The organism is Maribacter algarum (ex Zhang et al. 2020) (assembly GCF_005885635.1).
Classification (GTDB): domain Bacteria; phylum Bacteroidota; class Bacteroidia; order Flavobacteriales; family Flavobacteriaceae; genus Maribacter_C; species Maribacter_C algarum.
This window is the reverse complement of sequence record NZ_VATY01000001.1, coordinates 2,020,480-2,045,921: the sequence shown is the minus strand read 5'-3', so window position 1 is coordinate 2,045,921 and position 25,442 is coordinate 2,020,480. Positions and strand designations below refer to the sequence as shown.

The window sequence follows — 25,442 nt, the reverse complement described above, 5'->3', positions numbered from 1 at the left end:
TTTTCCTTTAGTCGTTTTTATTGTGTTGAATCTTCTTCACCCATGTAATCTTGCACGGTTCTAAAACCGATATAACTACGTGCTGAATCAGAATATTCGTAATCTCTTGTACTTACTTGTAAGAAGTAGGCAACATCTTTCCAAGAACCACCTCTAATAACTTTTCTCGCGTTGGCGCCATCACCACCGTTCGGGTTCATTGTTGAAACATACTCATATGAACTTGGGTCGTAGCTTGAGTTTGTCCACTCTGCCACATTACCGGCCATATTATACAAGTTAAAGTCATTTGGTTCATACGACTTAGCTTCTACTGTATAGAGAGCGGCATCAGCTGCGTAATCTCCTCGTTGTGGTTTGAAGTTTGCCATAAAGCAACCTGTATCACTAATTACATATGGTCCACCCCATGGGTATGTTCCTCCTTCGATTCCACCTCTTGCTGCATATTCCCATTCCGCTTCAGTAGGTAATCTGAATTTGTTTACAAATTGTCTACCTCTACTTTTGTTATCGTCATTTTTGAACTTAGTTCTCCAGTTACAGAAAGCCTGTGCTTGTTTCCAAGAAATTCCGACTACAGGATAATCGCTGTACGCATCATGCCAGAAATAGTCATTATGCATTGGCTCATTGTACGAGTATTCGAAATCACGAATCCAAACTGTGGTGTCAGGATAGATTTCCAATTCTTCTTGACGGATGAAATCTTTTCTTCTTCCAGTTTTAGATCTGGCAGCAGCTTCGATATCCATCCAGCTGTATTTGTATTTTAATTTTGTTACGTCAATTGTACGTTGACCATTGTAAGACTCCTCTTCCGGAATGTACAATGAATCCATAACTTCAGTGTAGTACTCATCTGGATATTCAGAAGTATCCCAAACAAGATCTTCATCTCTGTTCAATGAATAACCTTCATAACCAGTATCTCCCATTCCGGAATAATTATCCAGCATGTACTTATCGTAAACTGACGCTTTGGTTGTATCAGCTTGTTTGAATGCATACTCACCAATTCCACCATCTTCAGAACTCAAACCTAGCTCATCTGCAAGGATGGCTAATCTGGTTCTAGCGATAGAATCTTGTACCCACTCAACAAACTGTCGGTATTCACTGTTCGTTATTTCCGTATCATCCATATAGAAGGAACGTACGGTTACTGTCTTTGTAGGGGCGTTGAGAACTTTGGCTTGGTCTTCTTCAGACTTACCCATGATAAAAGAACCTCGAGGAATCAATTCCATTCCGTAAGGTTTCTCCGGATACCATTTCTTTCCTTGGACTCCGACTAGCTCTCCTTTTGATTTAGACCCACAACTTGTGAGTAAAAAAACAAACGCTATAGATACTAACAATAGCTTCTTCATACTTTAGGTTAAATTTCGATTATGGTTATAAACTGTAAATCACTTATTTATTCTACACTCTAAAACTACGATTTGACCAAATTATTGTATCAAACCCGATTATACTGTAAAAAATTTATCGATTAATTAAAGCCTTTCTTATAAGCCTTAAACCACCTCTCAGGAATGTTTTGATCACAAGCGTCTAAATAGTCCTTTTCGGTGCAGGGTAATAACGAAGATGATTCGAGTTTAGTATTTGAGGGGAAAATAGATGGTACCTCAACCCACCATCTTTCGGTGAAATGACTCTTATAATAGATTAACTGCTCAGTCTCAGTTGGAACGGTGTACTTGGTAAAGGCTTCAGAATTCGAATATGGGGACTCTTTTATCCGAAAATTAAAGCCTTCTATGAAGTACCAGATGATTTGGGCCATCAGCTGGCTTGATTGATTGGAATTCTCCATTTCATAAATACCAAAAACACTTACGTTATCACTTATTCCGGCATAGCGCGAAATAGCACAAATCTCTCTTCCGGTAAACCCATTTGGAGAGAAATTATTAGAGTATCCGATATCGGCCGCTCTTATAGAGCGTGCATCTAAACTAACCATGTGTGCATTACGTAAAACAGGTTCGGCAAGGGTAACATCATTAATCAAATCCCCTAAGCGATAAGCATCAAAAAAGAGACGCTCCATCAAATCAATTTCCTCTTGAGCGTTGAAATAACTCTGGTAACCAATATTCGAAAAGTTAAAAAGGTTATTTGGTCTATCTGTAATAATCTTACTCATATACGAATGAGAGGAAATCAATTCATCTTCCATTCCGAAGTCAAAACGACTATCAACAGCCACGAGATTTATCATATCTTTTATTCCATCGAAAGCTCTATATGCAGGATAGGTAACATCTTGAGTTGCGCCTATTATAATTGGAATTACATTTTCTTCAATTAAACCCGCAACAATTTCTTTAACCACAAAGTAGGTGTCTTCAACCGATTCTCCTTCTTCAATATCACCCATATCTACTATCGTAGAATTCCAGTTACCCATTAACAACTTATATAGTTGTATTCGAATAGCTGAAACATCAAGTTTTTCGGGTTTCTTTTCAAACGCGTTACGCGATTCTTTAACCCCAATTATAGCTAGGGAAGCAATGGCTAAAACAGGAAGTCCATCTCGAACGGTATGCTTATGAACGTTCTTTCCTAAAGATTGTGGTGGTAGCAGTTCTGTATGAGCCAATACCTTATCTTCTATGGGGACTAAGAAATCAAATGCCATTGGGTTGAGTAATTTATGGTTAAGGGTGGGTACCCGTATTGATTTCAAAGTTAGCTAGAGTACTACCATAAAAACAATAGCTGATTGTAATTTTATAAATAAACAAGAAATAGTAAATCCCTTCGGATGACTATTCAAAAGAAGGGATTTGTATATTATTTACAGAGGTTATTTACTTCTTCTTAGCTTTTGCTTTAGTTTTGGCCTTTGCTTTTTTCTTTGGCATTTTCTTTTCAATAAGCTTCTTTGCTTCTTCTAAAGATACTTTCGTCGCATCAACGGTCTTGGCAATCTCAACCTTTATTTTTCCTTTAATTATGTTATGACGACCCCATCTCGCCTTCTCAATTCGAATACCTTCTTCGGGCCATTCTTGAATAAGTTTATCGATTTCCTTTTGCTTCTTAACCTCGATTAACTCTTCAATATCTGCTTGGCTAAGGTTATCAAAATCATACTTTTTATTTACATTAATAAACATTCCATCCCACTTGATGAAAGGTCCAAAACGACCTGTCCCCTTAGTAACATCTTTTCCTTCGTAAGCGGCTATTGGAGCATCTGCTTTCTCTTTTGCAATAATTAATTCGATGGCCCTATCCATTTCGATTTCCATAGCACTTTCACCTTTATCCATCGAGATAAACTTTGCTCCAAATTTCACATAAGGCCCAAAGCGCCCTACATTTGCCAGCACTTCCTCACCTTTATAAACCCCAAGTTTTCTTGGCAGTTTAAACAAATCCATAGCCTCTTCAAATGTTATGGTATTTAAAGATTGGTCAGGCAAGAGACTTGCAAAAGTTGGTTTCTCTTCATCATCTACAGTACCTATTTGCACCATTGGTCCAAATCGTCCCAAGCGAACCGAAACCCGTTTTCCTGATTTTGGATCTTCACCTAAAATTCGCTCACCACTGGCACGATCTGCATTCTCCTCAACATCCTTTACTATAGGATGAAAATCTTTGTAAAATGCTTTCATAACCTTCTGCCAATCTTCCTGACCTTCAGCTATTTCATCAAAATCTTCTTCTACTTTTGCCGTGAAATTATAGTCCAATACAGCAGAAAAATTACTTACCAGAAAATCATTTACGATCATTCCGATATCCGTTGGAACCAATTTTCCTTTATCCGAACCTACCATCTCTGAAAGGTTCTTTTCTTTCAAATCATTTGCCTCCAAAACCAGCTGAACATACTTTCTCTCTGTACCTTCTACAGTTCCTTTTTCAACATATTTTCTATTCACAATAGTAGAAATCGTTGGAGCATATGTTGATGGTCTTCCTATACCCAACTCCTCTAATTTCTTTACTAGCGATGCTTCCGTAAAACGATATGGAGGTCTTGAAAAACGCTCCGTAGCCGTAATAAAATTATTCAGCAAAGTATCCCCAACACTCATTGCCGGCAACATATCTTCTTGCTCCTCTGCTGCATCTTCTTCATCCAGTCCTTCCATATAAACCTTGAGAAAACCATCAAATTTGATAACCTCTCCATTTGCAGTGAATACCTCTGAATGGTTATTTGCGGTTATCTTAACGTTGGTTCTTTCTAACTGCGCATCACTCATTTGAGATGCTATGGTTCGTTTCCAGATTAGTTCATATAACTTTTGCTGGTCACGCTCCAAAGAAGGCGATTGATTTGCCATGTTAGTCGGACGAATCGCTTCGTGAGCTTCTTGTGCTCCTTTGGATTTTCCTTTGTAATTACGAACATTGCTATACGCTTCCCCATAGTTATTGACAATGGTTTCTTTAGCCGCATTGATTGCCTCACCGGAAAGATTCACACTATCGGTTCTCATATACGTAATCAAACCTGCTTCATACAAACGTTGAGCAACTTGCATAGTTCTTCCAACAGAAAAATACAATTTACGTGACGCTTCCTGCTGCAAAGTAGAAGTCGTAAATGGAGCTGACGGAGATTTCTTCGCTGGTTTTTTATCTAGACTACCAACTGAGAAATTGGCTCCCATATTTTGCTTTAGGAAAGCTTCGGCTGTTTCCTTAGATGGAAAAGTCTTGTTCAACTTCGCTGTAAAAACATTTCCTTCTGCAGTCTTAAATTGAGCTGAAATACGAAATGACGCTACTGGGGTAAAAGCTTCAATGTCTCGCTCCCTTTCAACAATCAAACGAACAGCTACTGATTGTACACGACCTGCAGATAAGCCTGGTTTTATCTTCTTCCATAAAACGGGCGATAACTGATATCCAACAAGTCGATCTAAAACACGTCTAGCTTGCTGTGCATTTACTAAGTTGTAATTTATTTCACGCGGGTTTTCAATTGCCTTTTGAATAGCAGATTTTGTAATTGAATTAAAAACAATACGTTTTGTTTTGTCTTTATCCAAGCCCAAGGTCTCAGACAAGTGCCAAGAAATAGCTTCCCCTTCACGATCCTCATCACTGGCCAACCAAATAACTTCAGCTTTCTTAGCAAGGTCTTTTAGTTTTTTTACCAAGGCTTTCTTGTCATCATCAACAATATACTTTGGCTGAAAATCATTATCTACATCTACGCCTAGTTCTTTAGAAGGCAAGTCAGCGATATGACCAAAACTGGACTCCACCTTGAAGTCCTTACCTAAAAACTTTTCTATCGTTTTGGCCTTTGCAGGCGACTCTACTATTACTAAATTCTTAGCCATCAATTAGTTTTTGAGCCAACAAAAGTAGTTCAATTTTTTAATTTCGTCCTATACCTTATTATATATACCTCTTAAATCACTAGAGTATCACCAAAATTCTATACCACAAATAGAACAGATACCAACTAAGAAACTCCCACTATTTTTGTTTAAATTTAAACTGCAATTTTTCTGGAAATTTGATAGTCCTTCCTTTTGATTTCTATCGCAACCTTGTTTAAACCGACCATCATGAAAAATCTTTACATCTCATTTTTGATACTATTTCTTGTAGTACCCTATCAATCGAATCAAGCGCAACGCAGAAATAAGAAAACTGTCACGACATCATATCAGGAGTCTTTGTATGATGGAATGAAATGGCGGCAGCTTGGTCCCTTTCGTGGTGGTCGAGCAGGAACAGCTACTGGAGTAGTTAATAATCCTAATCTATATTATATGGGTACTGCAGGCGGAGGAGTTTGGAAAACCACGGATTCCGGAAGTACTTGGGAATGTATTTCCGACGGCTATTTTGGCGGTTCTATTGGGGCCGTAGCAGTCTCGGAATCAGACCCAAATATTATTTATGTGGGCGAAGGAGAACAAACACTTCGTGGGAATGTCTCTTCCGGCAATGGGGTTTGGAAAAGTTTGGATGCAGGAGAGACATGGACCTTCATCGGGTTGGAAGGTTCGGAACATATTTCTAGAATTCGTATTCATCCTACTAACCCCGATATAGTATATGTAGCCGCCATAGGAAATCTCTGGATACCAAATGTAACCAGAGGCGTATTTCGCTCTTCGGACGGAGGCACTACCTGGGAGAAGATTTTATATGAAAGTGACAAGGCGGGTGCTGGTGATTTGGTCATAGACCCAAATAATCCACGAGTGTTGTATGCTGCGACTTGGCAAATGAAACGTAATGGGTATCGTATGGATAGTGGCGGACCCGATAGCAAGCTATTCAAAAGTACGGATGGCGGAGATACTTGGAACGATATTTCGAAATTGCCTGGACTCCCTAAAGGCCCTTGGGGAATTGTTGGAATAGCCGTTTCGCCTGTTGACTCAAATCGAATTTGGACCATAATAGAAGCCGACGAAGGTGGTGTTTATCGTTCTGACGACGCGGGAAAAACTTGGAAAAAAGTGAACCAAAATCGGGCACTTCGTCAGCGAGCTTGGTATTACAGTCGCTTAACGGCGGATACCCAAAATGTGGACAAATTGTATGTGATGAACGTGAGCTATGGTGTTTCAACCGATGGAGGGAAAACCTTTACCCTAAAGAATGCACCACACGGCGACCATCACGATCTATGGATTGACCCAAATAACAATAATAGAATGGTCATCGCCGATGATGGCGGAGCTCAAATTTCAAATGACGGAGGCAACAATTGGACTACATATCACAATCAACCTACTGCACAATTCTATCGTGTATCGACTGACAATGCATTTCCTTATCGAATTTATGGCGCTCAACAAGATAATAGCACAGTGCGTATTTCTCATAGAACTTCGGGAAAGGCAATTACTGATAGTCATTGGGAGTCTACAGCCGGAGGCGAAAGTGCGCACCTTGCCCCCGACCCAAAAAATAATGAAATTGTTTATGGAGGTACGTTCAAAGGATATATGATGCGTCAGGACCACACCATTGGACAAACGCGCTCTGTAAATGTATGGCCTGACAATCCAGCTGGTTCCGGTGCGGAAGTAATGAAATACCGTTTCAATTGGAATTTTCCTGTAAAGTTCAGTATTCATGATTCCAACAAACTATACGCGGGCTCGAATTATTTGCACATGACAGCCGATGAAGGTCAAAGTTGGCAAACCATATCTCCTGATTTGACAAGAGCAATTCCAAAGACCATTAAATCCTCTGGTGGGCTAATTACACAGGATAATACTGGGGCAGAATTCTATTCCAATATTTTTGTGATTAATGAATCCCCACTTGAGGAAGGAGTCATCTGGATCGGTACCGATGACGGACATATACAAATTACCAAAAACAACGGACAGAATTGGGAGAATATAACTCCCCCAGAGAGTATGTCCCCAAAATTGAATATGATAAATAGTATAGATCCAAGTCCGTTCAAAAAAGGAACTGCTTATGTCGCAGCTACCTCCTATAAGTTTGGTGACTACACTCCTTATTTATATAAGACAACAGATTATGGAAAAACATGGAACCGTATCACAAAAGGTATTAAATCAAATCATTATACCAGAGTTGTTCGTACGGATAAGGTTCGAGAAGGACTTTTATACGCGGGCACCGAATGGGGCATGTACGTCTCTTTTGATGATGGGGCTAGCTGGAAACCTTTTCAATTGAACTTACCCATTACCGCTATTCGTGATTTAGAGGTTCGAGACAATGATTTGATAGCTGCTACTCATGGACGAAGTTTTTGGATGATTGATGACCTTACTCCACTACATCAGTTATCTGCAGAAATTTCAAAAAGCGAAGCATTTTTATACAAACCTGACCATGCCTACAGAATGCAACAGTCTGGATGGGGAAAAGTCAACCCGAAACTTGAAGGAGAAAACCATCCAAACGGAGCTATCATTAATTACTACATTTCCAATAATAAAGAAACCGATACTTTGCATCTTGATATTTTGCAAATGGATGATACATTAATTCAACGTTTTTCTACCGCGGCCGCAGAGATGAAAAATGACCCATCCTCACCCAAAAAGTTAAAAATCAAATCAGGAGGAAATCAATTAGTCTGGAATATGAGATATCCGGGTTTCAAGTCATTTGAAGGAATGGTTTTGTACTCTTCTCCTAATGTAGGCCCAAAAGCTGTTCCTGGAAAATATAAAGTCCGCTTGACTTATAATGGAAAATCCCAAGAACAGGAGTTTAAAATTGTAAAAGACCCTAGGCTTCCTAATAGTTCTGATGATTTCAAAAATCAATTTGACTTTCTACTCAAAGTTCGAGATCAAGTAAGTCGTGCTAATGAAGCAATAGTCGATATTCGTTCCGTAAAAAAAGATTTGGACTATTTAGCTGACAAAACAAAAGATAATAAGGAATTACAGAATTTGATAAAGGATTTCAAAACAAAGATGGAGGTTATTGAAAATAATATTCATATGACGAAGAACCAAAGTAGACAAGATCCTTTGAACTATGGTATTCGCATCAACAATCGATTAGCATTTTTGTTGGCCGATTCCCAAAGAGGAGATTATCCGCCAACAAACCAATCAATAGAATTTTTTGAGGAAATCAAAAAGGAATTGGATGTTGAAGTCAGCGCCTTAAATACTTTAATGAAAAAAAATATCGGTGCCATAAATGAAAAAGTTACTTCAGATAAGATACCGATGATATCACTGAAGTAACTTTTTAATCAAAATAAAACAGCAACTACTAGTTCAAGTCAAAAGCGCTTAATAAGCGTATTTCATTATCGAGATATTCATATTGATATAGCACCTTCTCTCCTATCATTAATAAGGAATTAGATAATGGTATCACATCATAGGTATTGATATCCTCAAAATGATTTAACTGCACTAGATTATTAATATCTGTTTTATCATAAACTTTAAGTCCGTCAGGCCCATCGCATATGAATAGTTTTTCTTCCTTAATTCCCAAACCATACGGTTCCGTCATCGGGTAGGTTTTACTCAAAGTCGGATTGGTCAAATCAGAGACATCTACTATATAGAGCCCACTTTCGATATCATCACCACAAAAATTACTGCTTCTTAAAGTAACAAAAGCATAATCACCGCTTACAACAACTGGGTCACATGCTCTGCCGTGGGTGAATTCTGAAACATAGGTAGGTTTATCGGGTGAAGAAATATCATAAATGTACATTCCTTGAGTGCCTCCTAAAAACAGAATATCACCTTGATTGAATATGGTTTCTATGTTTCCTTGAGCATAAACTTCTTCTAATACCTTGGGATTGTCCAAATCTGAAATATCAAAAACATTGATACTCCAGGGTTCGACCGCATAAAGGTAATCGGATACTATTTTAAATCGTGCAAAAGAACCACCTTGACCTGTAGTAGAACTAGTTGGAACATTGGTTTCAGCGGCGGAGTCGTTTGCCAAAAATACATCAGTTCTTGTTGAACCGTACTTGCTCTCAAAATCCGCAGTCGACATTCGTACTTCATTTACCTCCCAGCCAGTTAAAGCATCTCTACTCGCATCAAAATCACTGTAGTCAAAGGCATCAGCTTCAGGCCATGCCACATCGAAACCTACGGTGCACCAAAACTCTTGGTAGATGGCATTTTCCATGCGTTTGGCAAACTTGATGTTTTCAATATCCGATATATCCATAATCACTAGGTCTCCATAACTATCAGCATATAAACGATCATCTTTAATTGATATATCATTATTCCCTTCCAGTTTTATAAAACCGATATTCTGCGGAGAAGAAGGATTCGTGTTATCCAAAATGTGGAATCCACGATACACATCATTCACAAAAACGTAGTTTTTATAAGCATAAATTTTTCCCGACTCAATAATCGGAACAGGGTCAGCAATTGCGACTGCCTCTTCTTTGAATGTAACCAAATTGCTTTTCAAAGGAGTTGCAATTAGATACGTTTGCATGGTATCAAGTGAAGACACTTGATTGTCTAAATCACAAGACTGAAAAAACACCATCGCGATTAGAAGTAATCCTATCTTTTTCATAACAATTATTTATTGGGTTGCTCTTTTAGGATACTGACAAGGGTATCGCGTTGCGCGGGTTTTAGTTAAATTTACAACTGTCAATTTGTCATAAAATTGTATTTAGCCCTATCTTTGCGATCCACTTACTTACAAGGATTTCTATATAGATGGAAAAAGCAATCGACGAAACTATTCAGGGTACTTCTTTATCCGCAGAAAAAAATTCCACGAACAAACGGAAGCTATACATAGAAAGCTATGGCTGCGCAATGAACTTTTCCGACAGTGAAATCGTAGCTTCTATTTTGGCTACAGAAGGGTTTAATACCACCCAAAACTTAGCAGATGCTGATTTAGTTTTAGTCAATACCTGTTCCATTCGAGAAAAGGCAGAATTGACCGTTCGCAAACGCTTGGAAAAATTCAACGCCATCAAGAAACATAGGCCACATTTAAAAGTAGGCGTTTTGGGATGCATGGCGGAACGCTTAAAAAGTAAATTGCTCGAGGAAGAGAAAATTGTCGATATGGTTGTTGGGCCTGATGCTTACAAAGACCTTCCCAACCTTATCAAAGAAGTTGATGCCGGAAGAGATGCGGTAAATGTTATCCTTTCAAAAGAAGAAACCTATGGTGATATCGCCCCCGTTCGATTACAAACAAATGGTGTAGGTGCTTTAGTTTCGATTACCCGTGGTTGTGACAACATGTGTACCTTTTGCGTAGTACCATTTACAAGAGGCCGAGAACGAAGTCGCGATCCACAATCGATTTTGGAAGAAGTTAATGATTTATGGGAAAAAGGATTTAAAGAAATTACACTCCTAGGTCAAAATGTTGACAGTTATCTATGGTATGGCGGAGGATTGAAGAAGGACTTTGTAAAAGCCTCTGAAATGCAAAAAGCCACCGCTGTTGATTTTTCGAATCTACTAGGTATGGTTGCTGAGGCACAACCTGGAATGCGCATTCGGTTTTCAACTTCAAATCCGCAGGACATGACTTTGGATGTTATTCGAACCATGGCCAAATACGATAATATTTGCAATCATATTCATTTACCCGTGCAAAGTGGAAGCAATCGCATTTTAAAAGAAATGAATCGTTTGCATACGATTGAGGAATATTTTGAGCTCATTGATAATATACGAGAGATACTTCCTGATTGTGCTATATCGCAAGATATGATTTCAGGCTTCCCAACGGAAACCGAGGAAGATCATCAAGCGACTTTGGCAGCTTTGGAATATGTAAAGTATGATTTTGGATATATGTATCTCTATTCTGAAAGACCAGGAACAATGGCTGCTAGAAAATTAGAAGACGATGTTCCTATGGAGATTAAACAAAGAAGATTGGCGGAAATTATAGCCTTGCAGAGAGAACATTGTAAATATCGAACTGAGGAGCATTTGGGAAATATTGAAGAAGTCCTGATTGAAGGAACCTCAAAAAAATCAGATGCTCATTGGATGGGAAGAAATTCACAGAACACAGTCGTGGTTTTTCCAAAGGAAAATTATAAAGTTGGAGATTTTGTAAATGTAAAAATAAATGATTGCACCTCAGCCACTTTGATTGGAGAGGCAATCAATTAAAAGTTTGCCTCATTCGAAGTAATAACAAGACATGGAAAGTATTCAATCAATAAAACAACGTTTTGAAATTATAGGTAATGACCCTAAGCTGAATCGTGCTATTGAAAAAGCAATTCAGGTGGCTCCTACCGATATTTCTGTTTTAGTAACTGGCGAAAGTGGTGTGGGTAAGGAATCCATTCCTAAAATTATTCACTCCTTATCCCATAGAAAACATGCAAAATATATTGCTGTAAACTGCGGTGCTATTCCTGAAGGTACAATTGACAGTGAGCTTTTCGGTCATGAAAAAGGTGCCTTTACAGGAGCTACTTCCACACGTAGTGGTTATTTCGAAGTTGCCAATGGCGGAACTATTTTTCTCGATGAAGTTGGTGAATTACCGCTTACTACCCAAGTTCGCCTTTTACGGGTGTTGGAGAACGGTGAGTTTTTAAAGGTTGGTTCTTCACAGGTACAAAAAACAGATGTTCGCATTGTTGCAGCTACTAACATCAAAATGTTCGAGGCAATTAAGAAAGAAAGGTTTCGTGAGGATTTATATTATAGGTTAAGTACTGTTGAAATCAATATTCCGCCTTTGCGTGAACGTCAAGACGATATTCATTTACTGTTTCGCAAATTTGCATCTGATTTTGGCACGAAGTACAAAATGCCAACGATTCGTTTGGAAGAAGATGCAAGAGAATTATTATTAAAATACCGCTGGCCGGGTAACATTCGTCAATTACGAAATATAGCCGAACAAGTATCCGTTCTCGAAGAAAAACGAAGTATTTCGGCCTTTACTTTAAATGGTTATTTACCAAATGCCAGCACGTCAAACCTACCTGCCGTTGTGGGTAGTGACAATAAAGAAAGTGATTTCAGTTCCGAGCGGGAAATATTGTACAAGGTTCTTTTTGATATGAAAGGTGATTTAAATGATCTCAAAAAGCTAACCCTTGAACTGTTAAATAACAATGATTCTGGAAAAGTTCAAGAAGAAAATGAGAGTTTGATTCGCAAGATTTATAGAAGTGAAGAAGAAAACATTCCTCAACAAGAAAGCAATCCTTTAGAAGTATTGCAACTTCCTGAAACGCATGAAGAACCTATTACTCAGCTGCCAGTTCAAGAAGACAAATATCATTTTGCCGAAGAAATTCAAGAAGAAGAGACTTTATCTTTACAAGAGAAAGAGATTGAATTGATAAAAAAATCCTTAGAAAGAAACCGGGGAAAACGAAAAGCTGCTGCAGCAGAATTAGGTATTTCAGAACGGACTTTATATCGCAAAATCAAACAGTACGATTTATAACATCCAAAGAAGACCTTATAGAATTCCCGTTTAAGAACATATTTCATTAAACTATTGTTAAGCTGGTATATAAGTATTTGTTCTTTTTTCTATCTTCCATTTTCTTATGAATTCTAAATACCGATAAGTGCGCATATTTAAAAACATATTGCTTAGCATACTTCTGGCCTTGAGTATTAATTCCTGTGGAATTTACAATTTTACTGGGGGCGATCCAGGTCTTGCGGAAACCTTTCAAGTAAATTACTTTCAGAATTATGCGGCTCAAAATCCTGGCTCAATTTTTGAACCCGGCATGGATCGTGATTTCACCCTTGCCCTTCAAGACCGCATTTTAAATCAAACAAATCTAGATTTGGTAAATAATGGAAGTGGTGATTTACTTTACGAAGGAGAGATAGTAGAATACAGGATTTCACCTATGAGCGCAACAGCGCAACAAACGGCTGCTCAAAATAGACTTTCCGTCGCGGTCAATGTTCGCTTTATAAATAACACGAAAGAAGATTCTGATTTTGAACAGCGTTTCTCTTTTTTCTTTGATTATGATGCTAGCAGTCAGTTATCTTCGGTTAAAACAGAAGCCCATGAAGTTATTTTTGAACGAATAACTCAAGATATTTTTAATGCATCCCTTGCGGATTGGTAATTTGAAATGAACGTAAAAGATTTCACATACATTTTACAAAACCCAAATGAACTTATTTCTTCTGAACAAACGAAGCAGTTAGAAGATGTACTTTCAGAGTTTCCTTATTTTCAAGCCGCACGAGCTGTTTATTTGAAAGGATTAAAAAACGGGAACAGCTTCAAATACAATAATGCCCTAAAAGTTGCGGCATCTTATACTACTGATAGAGATATACTTTTTGACTTCATTACCTCAAATGAGTTTTTACAGAATTCTATAGCAGATTCCATTTCGGGAAAATCAACATCTTTGGTTGAAACTGAAATAGTATCCGAAGAAGTTGTGCCAGAGGTAAGACAGAATGATATGCTTATTGAAAAATCTATTGATGAACCTTTGCCACAAACTATTGATGATGCTGATCATATATTAGATCCTAACTTGTTCAAATCAAAAGATCCTGAGGTAGATGCTGAAATAAAAAAGGCAAAAAAAGAAGCGGAAAAAGAACTGGAAATAGGCCAACCGCTAACCTTTACGCAAAAAGAAAAGTATTCTTTTAGCGAGTGGCTTCAGTTGACTTCGAAACAAAAGATTGAGCGAAAGACCGACATGAATAGCTCAAAATCCGAAGATTTTGAACTTGAAAAAACTATTTTAAAAGAAAAGAAATTCGAGCTAATCAATAAATTTATTGCGGAGAGCCCGAAAATTGTACCCAACGAAAATCCATCTCCTAAAGTAGACACTAAAAAAGCTGCAAAATTCGATGCAAATGAACTTATGACAGAGACCTTGGCAAAGGTTTATTTAGAGCAAAAAAAGTACAAAAAAGCAATGCAAGCATACCGTATTTTAAGTTTGAAATATCCGGAAAAAAGTGGTTTCTTTGCAGACCGAATTAGAGCGATAGAAAAAATACAACAAGAAAATATCTAGTAATGAGCACATTTTCAATATTCTTAATTCTTATCATCATTGTTTGTCTGCTGTTGATGTTGGTTGTTATGGTACAAAACCCAAAGGGTGGTGGGTTATCTTCTTCCTTTGGTGGAGGCGGCAGCCAAGTAGTTGGAGGCGTAAAGAAAACTGGAGATTTCTTAGACAAAAGTACATGGATTTTGGCTATTATGTTGGTCGTTTTGATTTTAGCATCCAATTGGGCACTTAAAGGAAATTTTGGAGGAGCAGATTCAAAGTTGCTAAATGATGATGGAATAGAACAAATAGATGACACTTTACCAGATGACCCAATAGATTCGGCCCCCGTAGATAATCCAGCTGACGCGCTTCCAGAGCCAACGTCAGATGATTCAACTACGGATAGTGAATAAAAAATAAAATACACTTAGAAATGCCAGCACAAATGACAAGCTGGCATTTTTATTTTTACAATATGTCAGTTTCTAGGGAATGGCATAATTTCTGTCTAAGAAAACCAAATATTAAATCAATTTAAATACAGAAGACTATGGCTAAAGTTAGCATTAAACCATTGGCAGATAGAGTTCTCATCGAGCCCATGGCTGCCGAGACGAAAACGGCATCTGGTATATATATTCCAGATACGGCGAAAGAGAAACCACAAAAAGGAAAAGTAGTAGCTGTTGGTCCTGGCACCAAAGATGAAGCTGTTACAGTTAAAGTTGGTAATACCGTTCTTTACGGAAAATACGCTGGCACAGAATTGAAGCTGGAAGGCACTGATTACCTGATGATGCGCGAAAGTGACATTTTAGCCATCATCTAATTTCATTCCCGAGTAGACGGGATTCTCTAACAAAACAACTATTTAGATAAAATAAAAGATTTCTGCCTTTGCAGGGATGAACATAAAAGAACATTTATTATGGCAAAAGATATAAAATTTGACATTGATGCTCGCGATGGCCTAAGAAGAGGTGTTGACGCCTTGGCCAATGCAGTAAAAGTAACCTTAGGACCAAAGGGAAGAAATGTAATCATCAGCAAATCATTTGGTGCACCACAGGTGACTAAGGATGGGGTTACAGTTGCAAAAGAAATAGAATTAGCAGATCCATTAGAAAACATGGGCGCCCAAATGGTAAAAGAAGTTGCTTCTAAAACCAACGACCTGGCGGGAGACGGTACAACAACCGCTACAGTTTTAGCACAATCAATCGTAAAAGAGGGACTGAAAAACGTAGCAGCAGGTGCTAATCCGATGGATTTGAAAAGAGGAATCGACAAGGCCGTAGAAGCTATCGTTGATAATTTAGCAAAGCAATCAAAAAAAGTAGGTGACTCATCTGATAAGATCAAACAAGTTGCCTCTATATCAGCCAACAATGACGAAACAATTGGTGATTTAATTGCTACGGCTTTTGGAAAGGTAGGTAAAGAAGGTGTTATCACTGTTGAAGAAGCAAAGGGCACAGATACCTATGTTGATGTTGTTGAAGGAATGCAGTTTGATAGAGGTTATCTCTCTCCATATTTCGTTACCGATTCTGAAAAGATGACTTCTGATTTGGAAGCTCCGTATATCCTTTTGTTCGATAAGAAGATTTCTTCAATGAAAGATTTGCTTCCTGTATTAGAACCCGTTGCTCAATCTGGCAAGCCTTTGTTAATTATTGCAGAGGATGTCGATGGAGAAGCTCTGGCTACTTTAGTTGTGAACAAATTAAGAGGTTCTTTAAAAATAGCTGCAGTTAAAGCACCTGGTTTTGGGGACAGAAGAAAGGCAATGCTTGAAGATATTGCCATTCTAACTGGCGGTACCGTTATTTCGGAGGAAAGAGGGTTTTCTCTTGATAATGCATCTTTAGATATGCTCGGTACTTGTGAGAAAATCACAATCGACAAAGACAACACTACAATTGTAAATGGCGGTGGTGTTCAAAAGCATATCAAGGCAAGAGTTAATCAAATCAAATCTCAAATCGAGACAACTACTTCTGACTACGATAGAGAAAAACTTCAAGAGAGACTAGCAAAGTTAGCTGGTGGTGTTGCGGTACTTTACGTTGGTGCGGCCTCTGAGGTTGAAATGAAAGAGAAGAAAGACCGAGTCGATGATGCCCTTCATGCTACTAGAGCTGCGGTTGAAGAAGGTATCGTTGCAGGTGGTGGTGTTGCTTTGGTAAGAGCAAAAACCGTTCTTTCTAAGGTGGACGTAGAAAATACGGATGAAGAAACCGGATTACAAATTGTAGCCCGCGCTATCGAATCTCCATTGAGAACAATAGTTTCAAATGCGGGAGGTGAAGGATCTGTTGTCGTAGCCAAAATTATGGATGGCAAAGGTGACTACGGTTACGATGCAAAATCTGAAAAGTATGTTGAAATGATGAAGGCTGGAATTATCGACCCTAAAAAAGTTACTCGTGTAGCTTTAGAAAATGCAGCTTCTGTTGCGGGGATGATATTGACCACTGAATGTGCTTTAACTGATATTAAAGAAGATGCACCTGCTATGCCGCCAATGGGCGGAGGTGGTGGAATGCCAGGCATGATGTAGGTCGACATCTACTTCAGATAGAGCATAATAGCTTATAAAGTAAAAACCTCGTTTGGGAAATCCAAATGAGGTTTTTTCATAACGGGGGTTTTTGTTCTTAATTACTGTTGTATATCTCAGTAGTGTAAAATGCCGGAATAGAAAACCAATACCCCATAAATGATTTTGAAGCCACTAGTTTTTGCCCTTGACCAGGACCTGAAATTGCTTCTCCAAAAACATTCCATTGTGTCCCTTCACTATCTTGAACTATCACATCTGACGAGTTATCAAAAACATATTCGTATTCCAAACTATTTTGGTTCGCATCCAGCTCAAAAGAAGTAATAAAGTTGGCATTACCTACTATTAAGTAGTTTTTACCTTTAAATGAATCCTTAATGGTATTTGTTGTTTCGAAATTAGAAAAACGATAAGTTTTCGCATCGCCATCATCGATTATAGTGTGAACTCTTTCTTTTAGAGGTAATCTCGGGTCTTTCGGTGTTGGAAAGAAAAACCTACTATCACTGGTTCGATAATCACCATAAGGATACACTCCGTAAGTTCTTGAAAAACCTGTATTATTTAAATTTATGAGTGTAGTTGTCGGATACATTGTTTTCCAGGTTTTCCAATCTGTTTCAACCAACTGAATCAACTCAGCTTTTTTCCCTTCCAGACTGCCGTTAACAGATTCGTTCAAAATCTGTGACCAATTGCTTTTGGTAGCTCGGTCAAAGGGAATAAGATTCGTTTGATATAGTAAACCTGAAACCCCAAAAGTTGTTTCTTTGCCATCTATTATTCGATTCCAACCAATACCTGTTCCCGTAAGTGGACAATACGAAATTGCTAGAGAAACATCACCGATATTATCATTCACAATTTCATGCCAATCCAATACGATATGTTGGTAGGCCCGAATATCATCTCCGTTCTTGTAACCCAAAATTAAATCCGTATCAAACAGAATAGAGGAATTTGCAGCCGTCACCATCTGCGGATTTTCCAAGGCGGGAATACCATCTCTACCAGGACCTCCATCCAAAACCTCAGCGACCGGAATACTCCATTCAGTCGAGGTATTTTCGATCTCGACAGAGTCAGGGTTTTGCGGTGAGTCTTGCGTAGTTGACTTACTGCACGAAAACAAAATAGTTAGAAAAGCGAATAAAAATATGTTCTTCTTCATAGCATTTAATTTATAGTGTTCAATACTTTATTCTTTTTTAGGAGTACTGTAATTCCAGCCGTAAACCGAAGCGTAGGCGTTAATTGTGTACCTTCAACATAACTATAAAAGGGAATTTCCAATCTTGAGTTAAAGGTTACGCTCGGTGTAATTTTCACAGCCAATTCGGGACGTACGAAAACCCATTCCCCACCTGTATTAGGTAACTCTGAGCTCTCTACCTTATCCGAAGACGCCTTACGATACTTTAAGATCAATCCAGGATTGATTATGGTGTTGAACAACAAAAATTGGTCTGTATATCCAATATTGGTCTGTACAACATTTCCAAACTCATATATGGAAGTATTATTCAAATAAGATGTATTCTCACCAGTAGCTCTATAGGTAATACTTCCTGACAATGTTGCCGATGGCCTAAAATTCAATCCCTTTGAGATGGATAACCACCCTAAGAGATCCCAGGCACCACTTCCGGGTTGCAAATCAGCCGTTAATTGAAATCCCTCAGTTGTTGTTAAGTCTGACTTCCCAAAAGGCGCTTTTGTTCCAACACCAACGTTGAAAACCGATTGGGAACCTAATACATTTGGAATCGCATATTTCACTAAAAAGACGGCATCCCCAATACCCTGCGTTTCAGAAAAATTTTCATTTCCGAATTGTGAAATGGTTCTTGTCTGATTAACCCATGTAAAAAGTGCCTCCAAGGAAAATCTATCTGAAATAGCATAACCCGCATTAAGTAAAATAGAATTAGTAATGCGAAGTCTCGAGTCATCATTCAATTTATCGGAACCAGCATTTAAAGTATTCAGGTTATTATAATCATAATTTAGACCTACTGTGAAAGAACCTTTTCCTTCGTTAGGTAATCCCAAATTATTAGATAAAGGCACACCACCTGAACAACAGGTTTGTGAAAAAACCTGATGACAGCCTAGTAGAAAAAGGCTAAAAAAGAGAATCCGTATCATTTCCTTTTCACAGAGCGATACGGATTTAGTAAAAGAATTTTGCGTTTCCTTACAAAAGGAGTCTTTTAATTAGTTTTGTGACTCTTCACAACCTCATCATCACGATACTTACAGCAGGGCATTACCTTGTTATAAGCTTCCTCTGTTGCTTTTAGCTCTTTTGTATCATGACCTACTGCGACCAAAGCCGTTTTGATTTTCATTGGGTCAGTTTTTCGCTCATCTATAATGAGAGACAAATCATGTGAGACCACATCCCATAAAGCGTACTTCACGCCTTTAACCCCCAAAGCTGCTTTCTCAATACGCATTTTACACATTTCACAGACACCATCAACCTCCATAGTCATTTTCTTATTTTTATCTTGGGCAAAAACCACTGTAGTCGCCATAAAAAGAACTATTGTAATCGCTAGTTTTTTCATATTATTATTTTAGTTGTTATAGTTTATATCGAAATCCTCCATATATCATTCGCCCCATAATCGGTGCATATACAATACTGGTATCAAAATTTGCGCCAAACGGGTTTTCCACACTCAATACAGGGTTATTTTGTCTAAAATTAGTCAAATTTTCACCTCCTGCATAAATTTCAAAATGTTCTGAAAACACTTTGGTGACCTGTGCATTCATCAAGCTATACCCATCTGCAAATTCTCCCAGCCGAAACTCTACAGGATTCACATCCGTATTCGGCAAACGTTGTTTTCCAAGCGTATGTAATGTATAGTCGAATTTCCATTGACCACCTTTCTCAGTTAGTGTGGTTTCATAACCCACATTGGCAAAAAAGCGATGTTGCGCCACCAGTGGTTTCTGTAAATTTCCGGAACGATAATCCGTATTCACATCATAAAACTTATATGCGGTTCGCAATTCCAACTTCGGTAGAATTTCGTGATTGACTTCTAGTTGAAAACTACTTGCAGAACTATTTCCATTTAGATTGTAAAAGGATATTGCCCTTGGGTTTTCCCAATCTACAACAACTTGATTCTTAAAATCTGTTTTATAGAAATCGAGGGTAACATCACCTGGTCTATCAAGAAAAGTAAATCCTTGAAGAAAACTAACTCCATAATTCCAGGCATCTTCCGCATCTAAACCATAGATACTCCCTTCGGAGTCTAAAACTTGTATCTGTCTTGAGGAGCCAAATAATTGTTGGTTCTCTGCAAAAATGTTTGCTGCTCTCCTACCCCTTCCAAAAGAACCTTTAAGACTTCCTCTTTCCCACGGGGTATATTGAATATGCAAACGAGGTGTGATAAATGTACCCAATCTGTTATGCGAATCGATTCTAAGACCTGCAGTCAGGTTTACTTTCTCTAAATTATCATAACTGTATTCGAAAAAGGCACCAACCGAAGTGTCATCTCTAGAAAAATCAGTATTGTTTACCAATTCTTCATAGCTATCATGAGCAAATGTGATTCCTGTTTTGAACTTGTTTTGTGTACTTCCCAGGATTGAATTAAAAATCAAATTTGAATAGATGCTCTCATGATTTATATCATAGCGATTCAGACCAAAATACGATTCTTGGTCATGATTGCTATAGGATGCCTGAAAACCAAAACTTTGAAACGGCAGTTCAGGAAAAACATATCCCAACTTTAAAGAGGTATCGAAACGGCGTGTCGCAATCTCGCTTCCCCACGCTTCGTCTCCGCTCAACGAACTTGCATTCCCAAAACCTCTCACTGCATCTTGAGTTTCAGGGTCAAAATCAACCTGTCCTACTTGTTTTTCATCATTTAGAAATCTAAAATTTAAAAAACTCACCCAACCGGTTTCGGCGTTTTGGTATTGCCAACGATTCATGATGTTGATTTGGTTGGCAAAAGGGACATCTAAAAATCCATCTTCATTATTATCTACTTCTTGAGTTCTAGCATTCCCATGAATATAGAGACCAGAACTCCATTTATCATTGAGTTTGCGGTTGATGTGCGTATTCAATTCCATACGACCATTTCTATTGAAATAGCCGTTGAAGAATAATTCTTTGTCCGTTAAGGGTTTGACCAATTCCGCGTTGATTTGACCCGAAATACTCTCGTAACCATTCACGACACTTCCTGCACCTTTGGTAATTTGAATACTCTCTACCCATGTACCGGGCGTAAACGTCAACCCGAAAGCTTGCGATGCACCACGTACCATAGGAATATTTTCTTGAGTAATTAACAAATAAGGACTCGTCAAGCCCAGCATTTGAATCTGTTTCGTACCTGTCAAGGCATCAGAAAAGTTCACATCAATCGCAGGGTTTGTCTCAAAACTTTCAGACAAGTTGCAGCAAGCTGCTTTTAATAATTCAGCGCTATTTACGGTAATCACATTCTGAGGACTGAAATACGCTTTTTGAACAGCGTCTCGCTTTTTTTCTACCACAACCTCATCCAATTCGTTCGAGGGTTTTAAAGTATGATGTACCATTTTTGGCTCATTGATGGTTAAGGTGTCCGATTGAAATCCGACATAACTAATTATCAACTTATTATATTCCTTTGAAAAGGGAATACTGAATAATCCCTCATCATTGGTAATCGTACCGATTTGGGAGTTCATCCAATACACATTGGCTCCGGGGAGACCAATATGTTTGTTCTCAGTATTACCCTCCATCACCATACCTTCAACCTTATCTTGCGCTAGTGAAAGTGCGGGCAATACCCCTAATATTATATATATGTATAGTTTCATTTTTGTTTAAATAAATTGAATAACCAACATTGAGATTGCCATTACCAACATGATGAAGTTTTCAATAAAGGTCGCTTCTGTCATGGGTAGTTGTAAGGCGGTACCTAAACAAGCACAACGAATGCTCTTTTTATCGAGCAAGGTTCTTGTGACCCCAATGGTCGTTATTCCTAAAATCACAATGGTAATGACAAGGGCAGCAGTGATTTGAAGTCGCATTAAGAATAAAAGTCCTAGTGCCAATTCAATAAATGGATATGCCCAACCATAAGCTGGAAATACTTTTGCCAAGGGGTCGTACTTGCGAAAACTTTCGGGAAATCCTTTTAAATCTAGAAGCTTGAAAAAGCTAAAAACGATATAGAAAAGTCCCATAAAGTCGAGCATAAACTCACCGAGATTCCAATCTTGATAGTTTAGCAAAAAGCCTGCGCTAAAGAGATAAAGGAAAATCAAAAACAAGGGTTTCAATTGTTGAAATTTTGATTTCTCTTCCGAGGAATTCGATGTGATTCCTGAAGTATGATTTCCTATTTCAGCTATTGAATACTTACTAGGCAAGGCTGATTTGAAGGCACTAAGGGCAATATGCGAAGACATTGAGATTTCGGCCTCAGCTCTTTCTAAACTAACTTCGATTTTTTGTACCCCGTCAATTTTTGAAAGCTCGTCCGCAACTGAAGCTACGCAACCGTTGCAGGTCATTCCTGTGATTTTATATGTATGTTTCATGAATTGTATTTGATTTATTGTCATTTCCTCGAAGGGAAAATTGTTCGATTAACTCCTCCAATACCAAGTTTATAGCATCTTTTGGAGTTTAAACCGAAAATAGATTCCCGTCTTCACGGGAATGACAATAAATCAAATTAGAAAAACTTCGTCAAGCAACTGAATGTCCTTGACCAAAATGGGTGGAGGGTATAGTTTGTGCGGAACGGGTTGTTCCTTTACATTTTGTAAAGAATGTAAATATGTATGAGTAAAAGCAACCAGAAAAGATTGCTGCTCCACATCTAAATCATTAAAAGAAATCTTCAAATCATCTTGACCTTCTACAAAAACCACCTCATTATCACAACAAGAGTTTTCGGTTTCTCCAAGGTTCTCATCATCCATCGACATAGGCATATCCATGCCACAAGTATCTACATCAGTGAATAAGGCAACATCCATTAAGCGCCCCATGCAATAGTGCTTTTCAACCTTCCACGAAACTGTGGAAAGCAAAAGCAAAAGTGCCATTATAATCGACATTATTTTATGAAATACTTCTTGCATTAGTGCAAAATTACGAAATAGTTACTTGGCTTTGTAAAAACCGTTTTTATCTTAACGAATATTTAAGTCGAATCGTATTGTAATTTTTCTTTAAAAATTCCACTTTTGAAGTGAATTAATTGCTCCTATGTTTGAAAAATTAAAACCACAAGTAACTGAAATAATAACCCAAAAATCTAGCAGTGTTGAAGAACGCTTACTACAAATATGTCAACTTCTCAATGCGAATATTGACTACTACGATTGGGTAGGTTTTTATTTTAAGAATGGAGATAAGCCAGAACTAAAATTGGGACCCTATGTTGGGGAACCTACAGACCATACGATAATTCCTTTTGGAAAAGGCATATGTGGACAGGTAGCCGTTTCTAACGAAAACTTTGTTGTGCCTGACGTACAGGCTCAAGATAACTACATTGCTTGCAGTATTACGGTAAAGTCCGAAATTGTAATTCCCCTATTTGTGAATGGCGAAAATGTGGGCCAAATCGATATTGATTCCAATACCCCTGATCCCTTTACAGAAGCCGATGAACGATTTTTGGAATTCGTGAATGAAAAAGTGGCGGGTATTTTATAATAAACAGTTCAAAACTTTAGCTCTATTGTTGATAACCTGACGGATTTTTTCGCAACAAAAAAAGTATTTTTGTGTGCTTATAAACGTAACCACTAGCACATAAAAAATGAGCATCAAAAAAGCCACTTCAGCCTTAATTTCAGTATTTCACAAAGACGGATTAGAACCTATTGTCCGTAAATTTGATGAACTCGGAATCACCATATACTCAACAGGTGGAACCGAGAAATTTATCAAAGATTTAGGCATTGATGTGGTGCCCGTTGAAGATGTGACTAGTTATCCTTCTATTCTTGGAGGAAGAGTAAAGACATTGCATCCCAAAGTTTTTGGAGGTATTTTAAATCGTCAAGACCATGAAGGTGATGTCGCCCAACTTGAGGAATTCGAAATACCCCAATTAGACATTGTTATTGTTGATTTATATCCATTTGAAAAAACCGTTGCCAGTGGAGCATCCGAGCAAGACATAATTGAAAAAATCGATATTGGTGGTATTTCATTAATCCGTGCCGCAGCTAAAAATTACAAAGATGTCCTCTGTGTTTCTTCCATGGAGGATTATAGCGAAGTTTTAGATTTGATTTCCTCTGGAAACGGAAGTACCACTCTTGAGGACCGCAAACGATTTGCTGCAAAATCCTTTAATGTTTCTTCACATTACGATACTGCAATTTTCAACTATTTCAATAAAAACCACGAGTTAGCCGCCTTAAAAGTTAGTGAGACAAATGGGAAGGTTTTACGTTATGGAGAAAATCCACATCAAAAAGGATTCTTCTTCGGAGACTTCGATGCTATGTTTTCTAAAATTCATGGAAAAGAGCTTTCGTACAATAACCTTCTCGATGTTGATGCCGCGGTAAATTTAATGCTTGAATTCAAAAACGACGAGCCCACTTTTGCCATTCTTAAACACAATAATGCATGTGGATTAGCTCAAAGAGACAACTTACATCAGGCTTACATAGATGCACTTGCAGGAGACCCAGTTTCGGCTTTTGGTGGTGTACTAATCAGTAATAAAGAAATCGATAAAGCAACTGCTGAAGAAATCCACAAGTTATTTTGCGAAGTAGTAATCGCACCAAGCTATGCTGAAGACGCTTTAGAAATTCTAAAGGGCAAGAAAAATCGCATCATTTTGATTCAAAACGATGTGGAAATGCCTGAAATGATTGTAAGAACTTGTTTGAATGGAATGCTATTGCAAGAAAAAGACCATAAAACCGATACTCCAGAAGACCTAACTAAAGTGACTACCAAAGAACCTTCAGCTGAAGAAATTGAAGATTTGATTTTTGCCTCTAAACTATGTAAGCATACCAAATCTAACACAATTGTTCTAGCTAAAAACAAGCAATTATGTGCTAGTGGCACAGGACAAACATCTCGTGTAGACGCCTTAAATCAGGCTATTCACAAGGCAAAGTCTTTTAACTTCGACCTTGAAGGAGCGGTTATGGCGAGTGATGCTTTCTTCCCTTTTCCAGATTGTGTAGAAATTGCGCATAAAAGTGGTATTTCATGCGTTATACAACCGGGCGGATCGATAAAAGACCAATTAAGTATTGATTATTGCAATGAAAATGGTGTTGCCATGGTAATGACAGGCACACGTCATTTCAAGCATTAATTTTACTACTTTTGTCGATGAAATGCACCCCACGCATACATGTAACATAACCAAACGAATT

The 25,442-nt window shown here is 38.1% G+C and carries 20 protein-coding genes; 10 read left to right on the top strand and 10 right to left on the bottom strand.

Annotated elements, in window-relative coordinates; genetic code table 11:
• Positions 1–17: 17 nt before the first annotated feature.
• From porK to topA, 3 genes are all read right to left on the bottom strand, one after another.
• The gene (gene porK, locus FEE95_RS08850; RefSeq protein ID WP_138657501.1) at positions 18–1,373 is read right to left on the bottom strand and encodes a T9SS ring complex lipoprotein PorK/GldK; all 1,356 of its coding nucleotides are present in this window, start codon (positions 1,371–1,373) and stop codon (positions 18–20) included.
• 122 nt (positions 1,374–1,495) lie between these two features.
• Positions 1,496–2,653 (bottom strand): formimidoylglutamase, encoded by a 1,158-nt coding sequence (locus FEE95_RS08845; RefSeq protein WP_138657500.1) that lies wholly within the window; start codon positions 2,651–2,653, stop codon positions 1,496–1,498.
• Between the two features lie 172 nt (positions 2,654–2,825).
• Positions 2,826–5,324, bottom strand: coding sequence for a type I DNA topoisomerase (gene topA / locus FEE95_RS08840; RefSeq protein WP_138657499.1), 2,499 nt, complete (start codon positions 5,322–5,324; stop codon positions 2,826–2,828).
• A 231-nt stretch (positions 5,325–5,555) separates the two neighbouring features.
• Here topA and FEE95_RS08835 point away from each other — a divergent pair, with 231 nt between their 5' ends.
• Positions 5,556–8,696 carry a WD40/YVTN/BNR-like repeat-containing protein gene (locus tag FEE95_RS08835; RefSeq protein WP_138657498.1) on the top strand — a complete coding sequence of 1,047 codons (3,141 nt, stop codon included), beginning with the start codon at positions 5,556–5,558 and terminating at the stop codon, positions 8,694–8,696.
• Between the two features lie 28 nt (positions 8,697–8,724).
• On the opposite strand, the gene FEE95_RS08830 is transcribed toward FEE95_RS08835, so the two are convergent.
• Positions 8,725–10,026 (bottom strand): LVIVD repeat-containing protein, encoded by a 1,302-nt coding sequence (locus FEE95_RS08830; RefSeq protein WP_138657497.1) that lies wholly within the window; start codon positions 10,024–10,026, stop codon positions 8,725–8,727.
• A gap of 149 nt (positions 10,027–10,175) precedes the next feature.
• Here FEE95_RS08830 and miaB point away from each other — a divergent pair, with 149 nt between their 5' ends.
• From miaB to groL, 7 genes are all read left to right on the top strand, one after another.
• Entirely contained in the window at positions 10,176–11,606 is a 1,431-nt protein-coding gene (gene miaB, locus FEE95_RS08825; protein ID WP_138657496.1) for a tRNA (N6-isopentenyl adenosine(37)-C2)-methylthiotransferase MiaB, read from the top strand.
• Between the two features lie 31 nt (positions 11,607–11,637).
• On the top strand, positions 11,638–12,906 hold the full coding sequence (locus FEE95_RS08820) for a sigma 54-interacting transcriptional regulator (RefSeq protein WP_138657495.1): 1,269 nt from the start codon (positions 11,638–11,640) through the stop codon (positions 12,904–12,906).
• Positions 12,907–13,033: 127 nt separating this feature from the next.
• On the top strand, positions 13,034–13,555 hold the full coding sequence (locus FEE95_RS08815; RefSeq protein ID WP_138657494.1) for an LptE family protein: 522 nt from the start codon (positions 13,034–13,036) through the stop codon (positions 13,553–13,555).
• Positions 13,556–13,561: 6 nt separating this feature from the next.
• Positions 13,562–14,476 carry a hypothetical protein gene (locus tag FEE95_RS08810; protein WP_138657493.1) on the top strand — a complete coding sequence of 305 codons (915 nt, stop codon included), beginning with the start codon at positions 13,562–13,564 and terminating at the stop codon, positions 14,474–14,476.
• Between the two features lie 2 nt (positions 14,477–14,478).
• Positions 14,479–14,871, top strand: coding sequence for a preprotein translocase subunit SecG (gene secG, locus FEE95_RS08805; RefSeq protein WP_138657492.1), 393 nt, complete (start codon positions 14,479–14,481; stop codon positions 14,869–14,871).
• Between the two features lie 137 nt (positions 14,872–15,008).
• Positions 15,009–15,287, top strand: a complete 279-nt coding sequence (locus FEE95_RS08800) for a co-chaperone GroES (protein ID WP_138657491.1) — start codon at positions 15,009–15,011, stop codon at positions 15,285–15,287.
• A 99-nt stretch (positions 15,288–15,386) separates the two neighbouring features.
• Complete coding sequence (gene groL / locus FEE95_RS08795; RefSeq protein ID WP_138657490.1) at positions 15,387–17,021, top strand: chaperonin GroEL; 1,635 nt, start codon at positions 15,387–15,389, stop codon at positions 17,019–17,021.
• A gap of 97 nt (positions 17,022–17,118) precedes the next feature.
• Here the strand turns inward: groL and FEE95_RS08790 are convergent, their stop codons facing one another.
• From FEE95_RS08790 to FEE95_RS08765, 6 genes are all read right to left on the bottom strand, one after another.
• Positions 17,119–18,195 (bottom strand): DUF3179 domain-containing protein, encoded by a 1,077-nt coding sequence (locus tag FEE95_RS08790; protein WP_138657489.1) that lies wholly within the window; start codon positions 18,193–18,195, stop codon positions 17,119–17,121.
• A 5-nt stretch (positions 18,196–18,200) separates the two neighbouring features.
• Positions 18,201–19,172: a hypothetical protein gene (locus tag FEE95_RS08785; protein WP_138657488.1), complete on the bottom strand. Its 972-nt coding sequence runs from the start codon at positions 19,170–19,172 to the stop codon at positions 18,201–18,203.
• Positions 19,173–19,237: 65 nt separating this feature from the next.
• On the bottom strand, positions 19,238–19,597 hold the full coding sequence (locus FEE95_RS08780) for a heavy-metal-associated domain-containing protein (RefSeq protein ID WP_138657487.1): 360 nt from the start codon (positions 19,595–19,597) through the stop codon (positions 19,238–19,240).
• Between the two features lie 16 nt (positions 19,598–19,613).
• On the bottom strand, positions 19,614–21,884 hold the full coding sequence (locus tag FEE95_RS08775) for a TonB-dependent receptor (RefSeq protein WP_138657486.1): 2,271 nt from the start codon (positions 21,882–21,884) through the stop codon (positions 19,614–19,616).
• 6 nt (positions 21,885–21,890) lie between these two features.
• Positions 21,891–22,616, bottom strand: coding sequence for a heavy-metal-associated domain-containing protein (locus FEE95_RS08770; RefSeq protein WP_138657485.1), 726 nt, complete (start codon positions 22,614–22,616; stop codon positions 21,891–21,893).
• Positions 22,617–22,748: 132 nt separating this feature from the next.
• The gene (locus FEE95_RS08765) at positions 22,749–23,165 is read right to left on the bottom strand and encodes an HYC_CC_PP family protein (RefSeq protein ID WP_238474531.1); all 417 of its coding nucleotides are present in this window, start codon (positions 23,163–23,165) and stop codon (positions 22,749–22,751) included.
• A gap of 127 nt (positions 23,166–23,292) precedes the next feature.
• Here FEE95_RS08765 and FEE95_RS08760 point away from each other — a divergent pair, with 127 nt between their 5' ends.
• Both FEE95_RS08760 and purH read left to right on the top strand, forming a co-directional pair.
• Positions 23,293–23,745: a GAF domain-containing protein gene (locus FEE95_RS08760; RefSeq protein WP_138657484.1), complete on the top strand. Its 453-nt coding sequence runs from the start codon at positions 23,293–23,295 to the stop codon at positions 23,743–23,745.
• Positions 23,746–23,851: 106 nt separating this feature from the next.
• The gene (purH, locus tag FEE95_RS08755) at positions 23,852–25,381 is read left to right on the top strand and encodes a bifunctional phosphoribosylaminoimidazolecarboxamide formyltransferase/IMP cyclohydrolase (RefSeq protein ID WP_138657483.1); all 1,530 of its coding nucleotides are present in this window, start codon (positions 23,852–23,854) and stop codon (positions 25,379–25,381) included.
• Positions 25,382–25,442 lie beyond the last annotated feature (61 nt).

Excerpts from the sequence above, each read along its gene's own strand:
- FEE95_RS08845 (WP_138657500.1), bottom strand. The coding sequence starts at position 2,653 with ATGGCATTTGATTTCTTAGTCCCCATAGAAGATAAGGTATTGGCTCAT.
- FEE95_RS08790 (WP_138657489.1), bottom strand. The coding sequence starts at position 18,195 with ATGAAGAAGAACATATTTTTATTCGCTTTTCTAACTATTTTGTTTTCG.
- FEE95_RS08785 (WP_138657488.1), bottom strand. The coding sequence starts at position 19,172 with ATGATACGGATTCTCTTTTTTAGCCTTTTTCTACTAGGCTGTCATCAG.
- porK (WP_138657501.1), bottom strand. The coding sequence starts at position 1,373 with ATGAAGAAGCTATTGTTAGTATCTATAGCGTTTGTTTTTTTACTCACA.
- FEE95_RS08810 (WP_138657493.1), top strand. The coding sequence starts at position 13,562 with ATGAACGTAAAAGATTTCACATACATTTTACAAAACCCAAATGAACTT.
- groL (WP_138657490.1), top strand. The coding sequence starts at position 15,387 with ATGGCAAAAGATATAAAATTTGACATTGATGCTCGCGATGGCCTAAGA.
- FEE95_RS08760 (WP_138657484.1), top strand. The coding sequence starts at position 23,293 with ATGTTTGAAAAATTAAAACCACAAGTAACTGAAATAATAACCCAAAAA.
- secG (WP_138657492.1), top strand. The coding sequence starts at position 14,479 with ATGAGCACATTTTCAATATTCTTAATTCTTATCATCATTGTTTGTCTG.
- FEE95_RS08820 (WP_138657495.1), top strand. The coding sequence starts at position 11,638 with ATGGAAAGTATTCAATCAATAAAACAACGTTTTGAAATTATAGGTAAT.
- FEE95_RS08800 (WP_138657491.1), top strand. The coding sequence starts at position 15,009 with ATGGCTAAAGTTAGCATTAAACCATTGGCAGATAGAGTTCTCATCGAG.
- FEE95_RS08835 (WP_138657498.1), top strand. The coding sequence starts at position 5,556 with ATGAAAAATCTTTACATCTCATTTTTGATACTATTTCTTGTAGTACCC.
- FEE95_RS08765 (WP_238474531.1), bottom strand. The coding sequence starts at position 23,165 with ATGCAAGAAGTATTTCATAAAATAATGTCGATTATAATGGCACTTTTG.
- FEE95_RS08780 (WP_138657487.1), bottom strand. The coding sequence starts at position 19,597 with ATGAAAAAACTAGCGATTACAATAGTTCTTTTTATGGCGACTACAGTG.
- purH (WP_138657483.1), top strand. The coding sequence starts at position 23,852 with ATGAGCATCAAAAAAGCCACTTCAGCCTTAATTTCAGTATTTCACAAA.
- topA (WP_138657499.1), bottom strand. The coding sequence starts at position 5,324 with ATGGCTAAGAATTTAGTAATAGTAGAGTCGCCTGCAAAGGCCAAAACG.
- FEE95_RS08775 (WP_138657486.1), bottom strand. The coding sequence starts at position 21,884 with ATGAAACTATACATATATATAATATTAGGGGTATTGCCCGCACTTTCA.
- FEE95_RS08830 (WP_138657497.1), bottom strand. The coding sequence starts at position 10,026 with ATGAAAAAGATAGGATTACTTCTAATCGCGATGGTGTTTTTTCAGTCT.
- FEE95_RS08770 (WP_138657485.1), bottom strand. The coding sequence starts at position 22,616 with ATGAAACATACATATAAAATCACAGGAATGACCTGCAACGGTTGCGTA.
- miaB (WP_138657496.1), top strand. The coding sequence starts at position 10,176 with ATGGAAAAAGCAATCGACGAAACTATTCAGGGTACTTCTTTATCCGCA.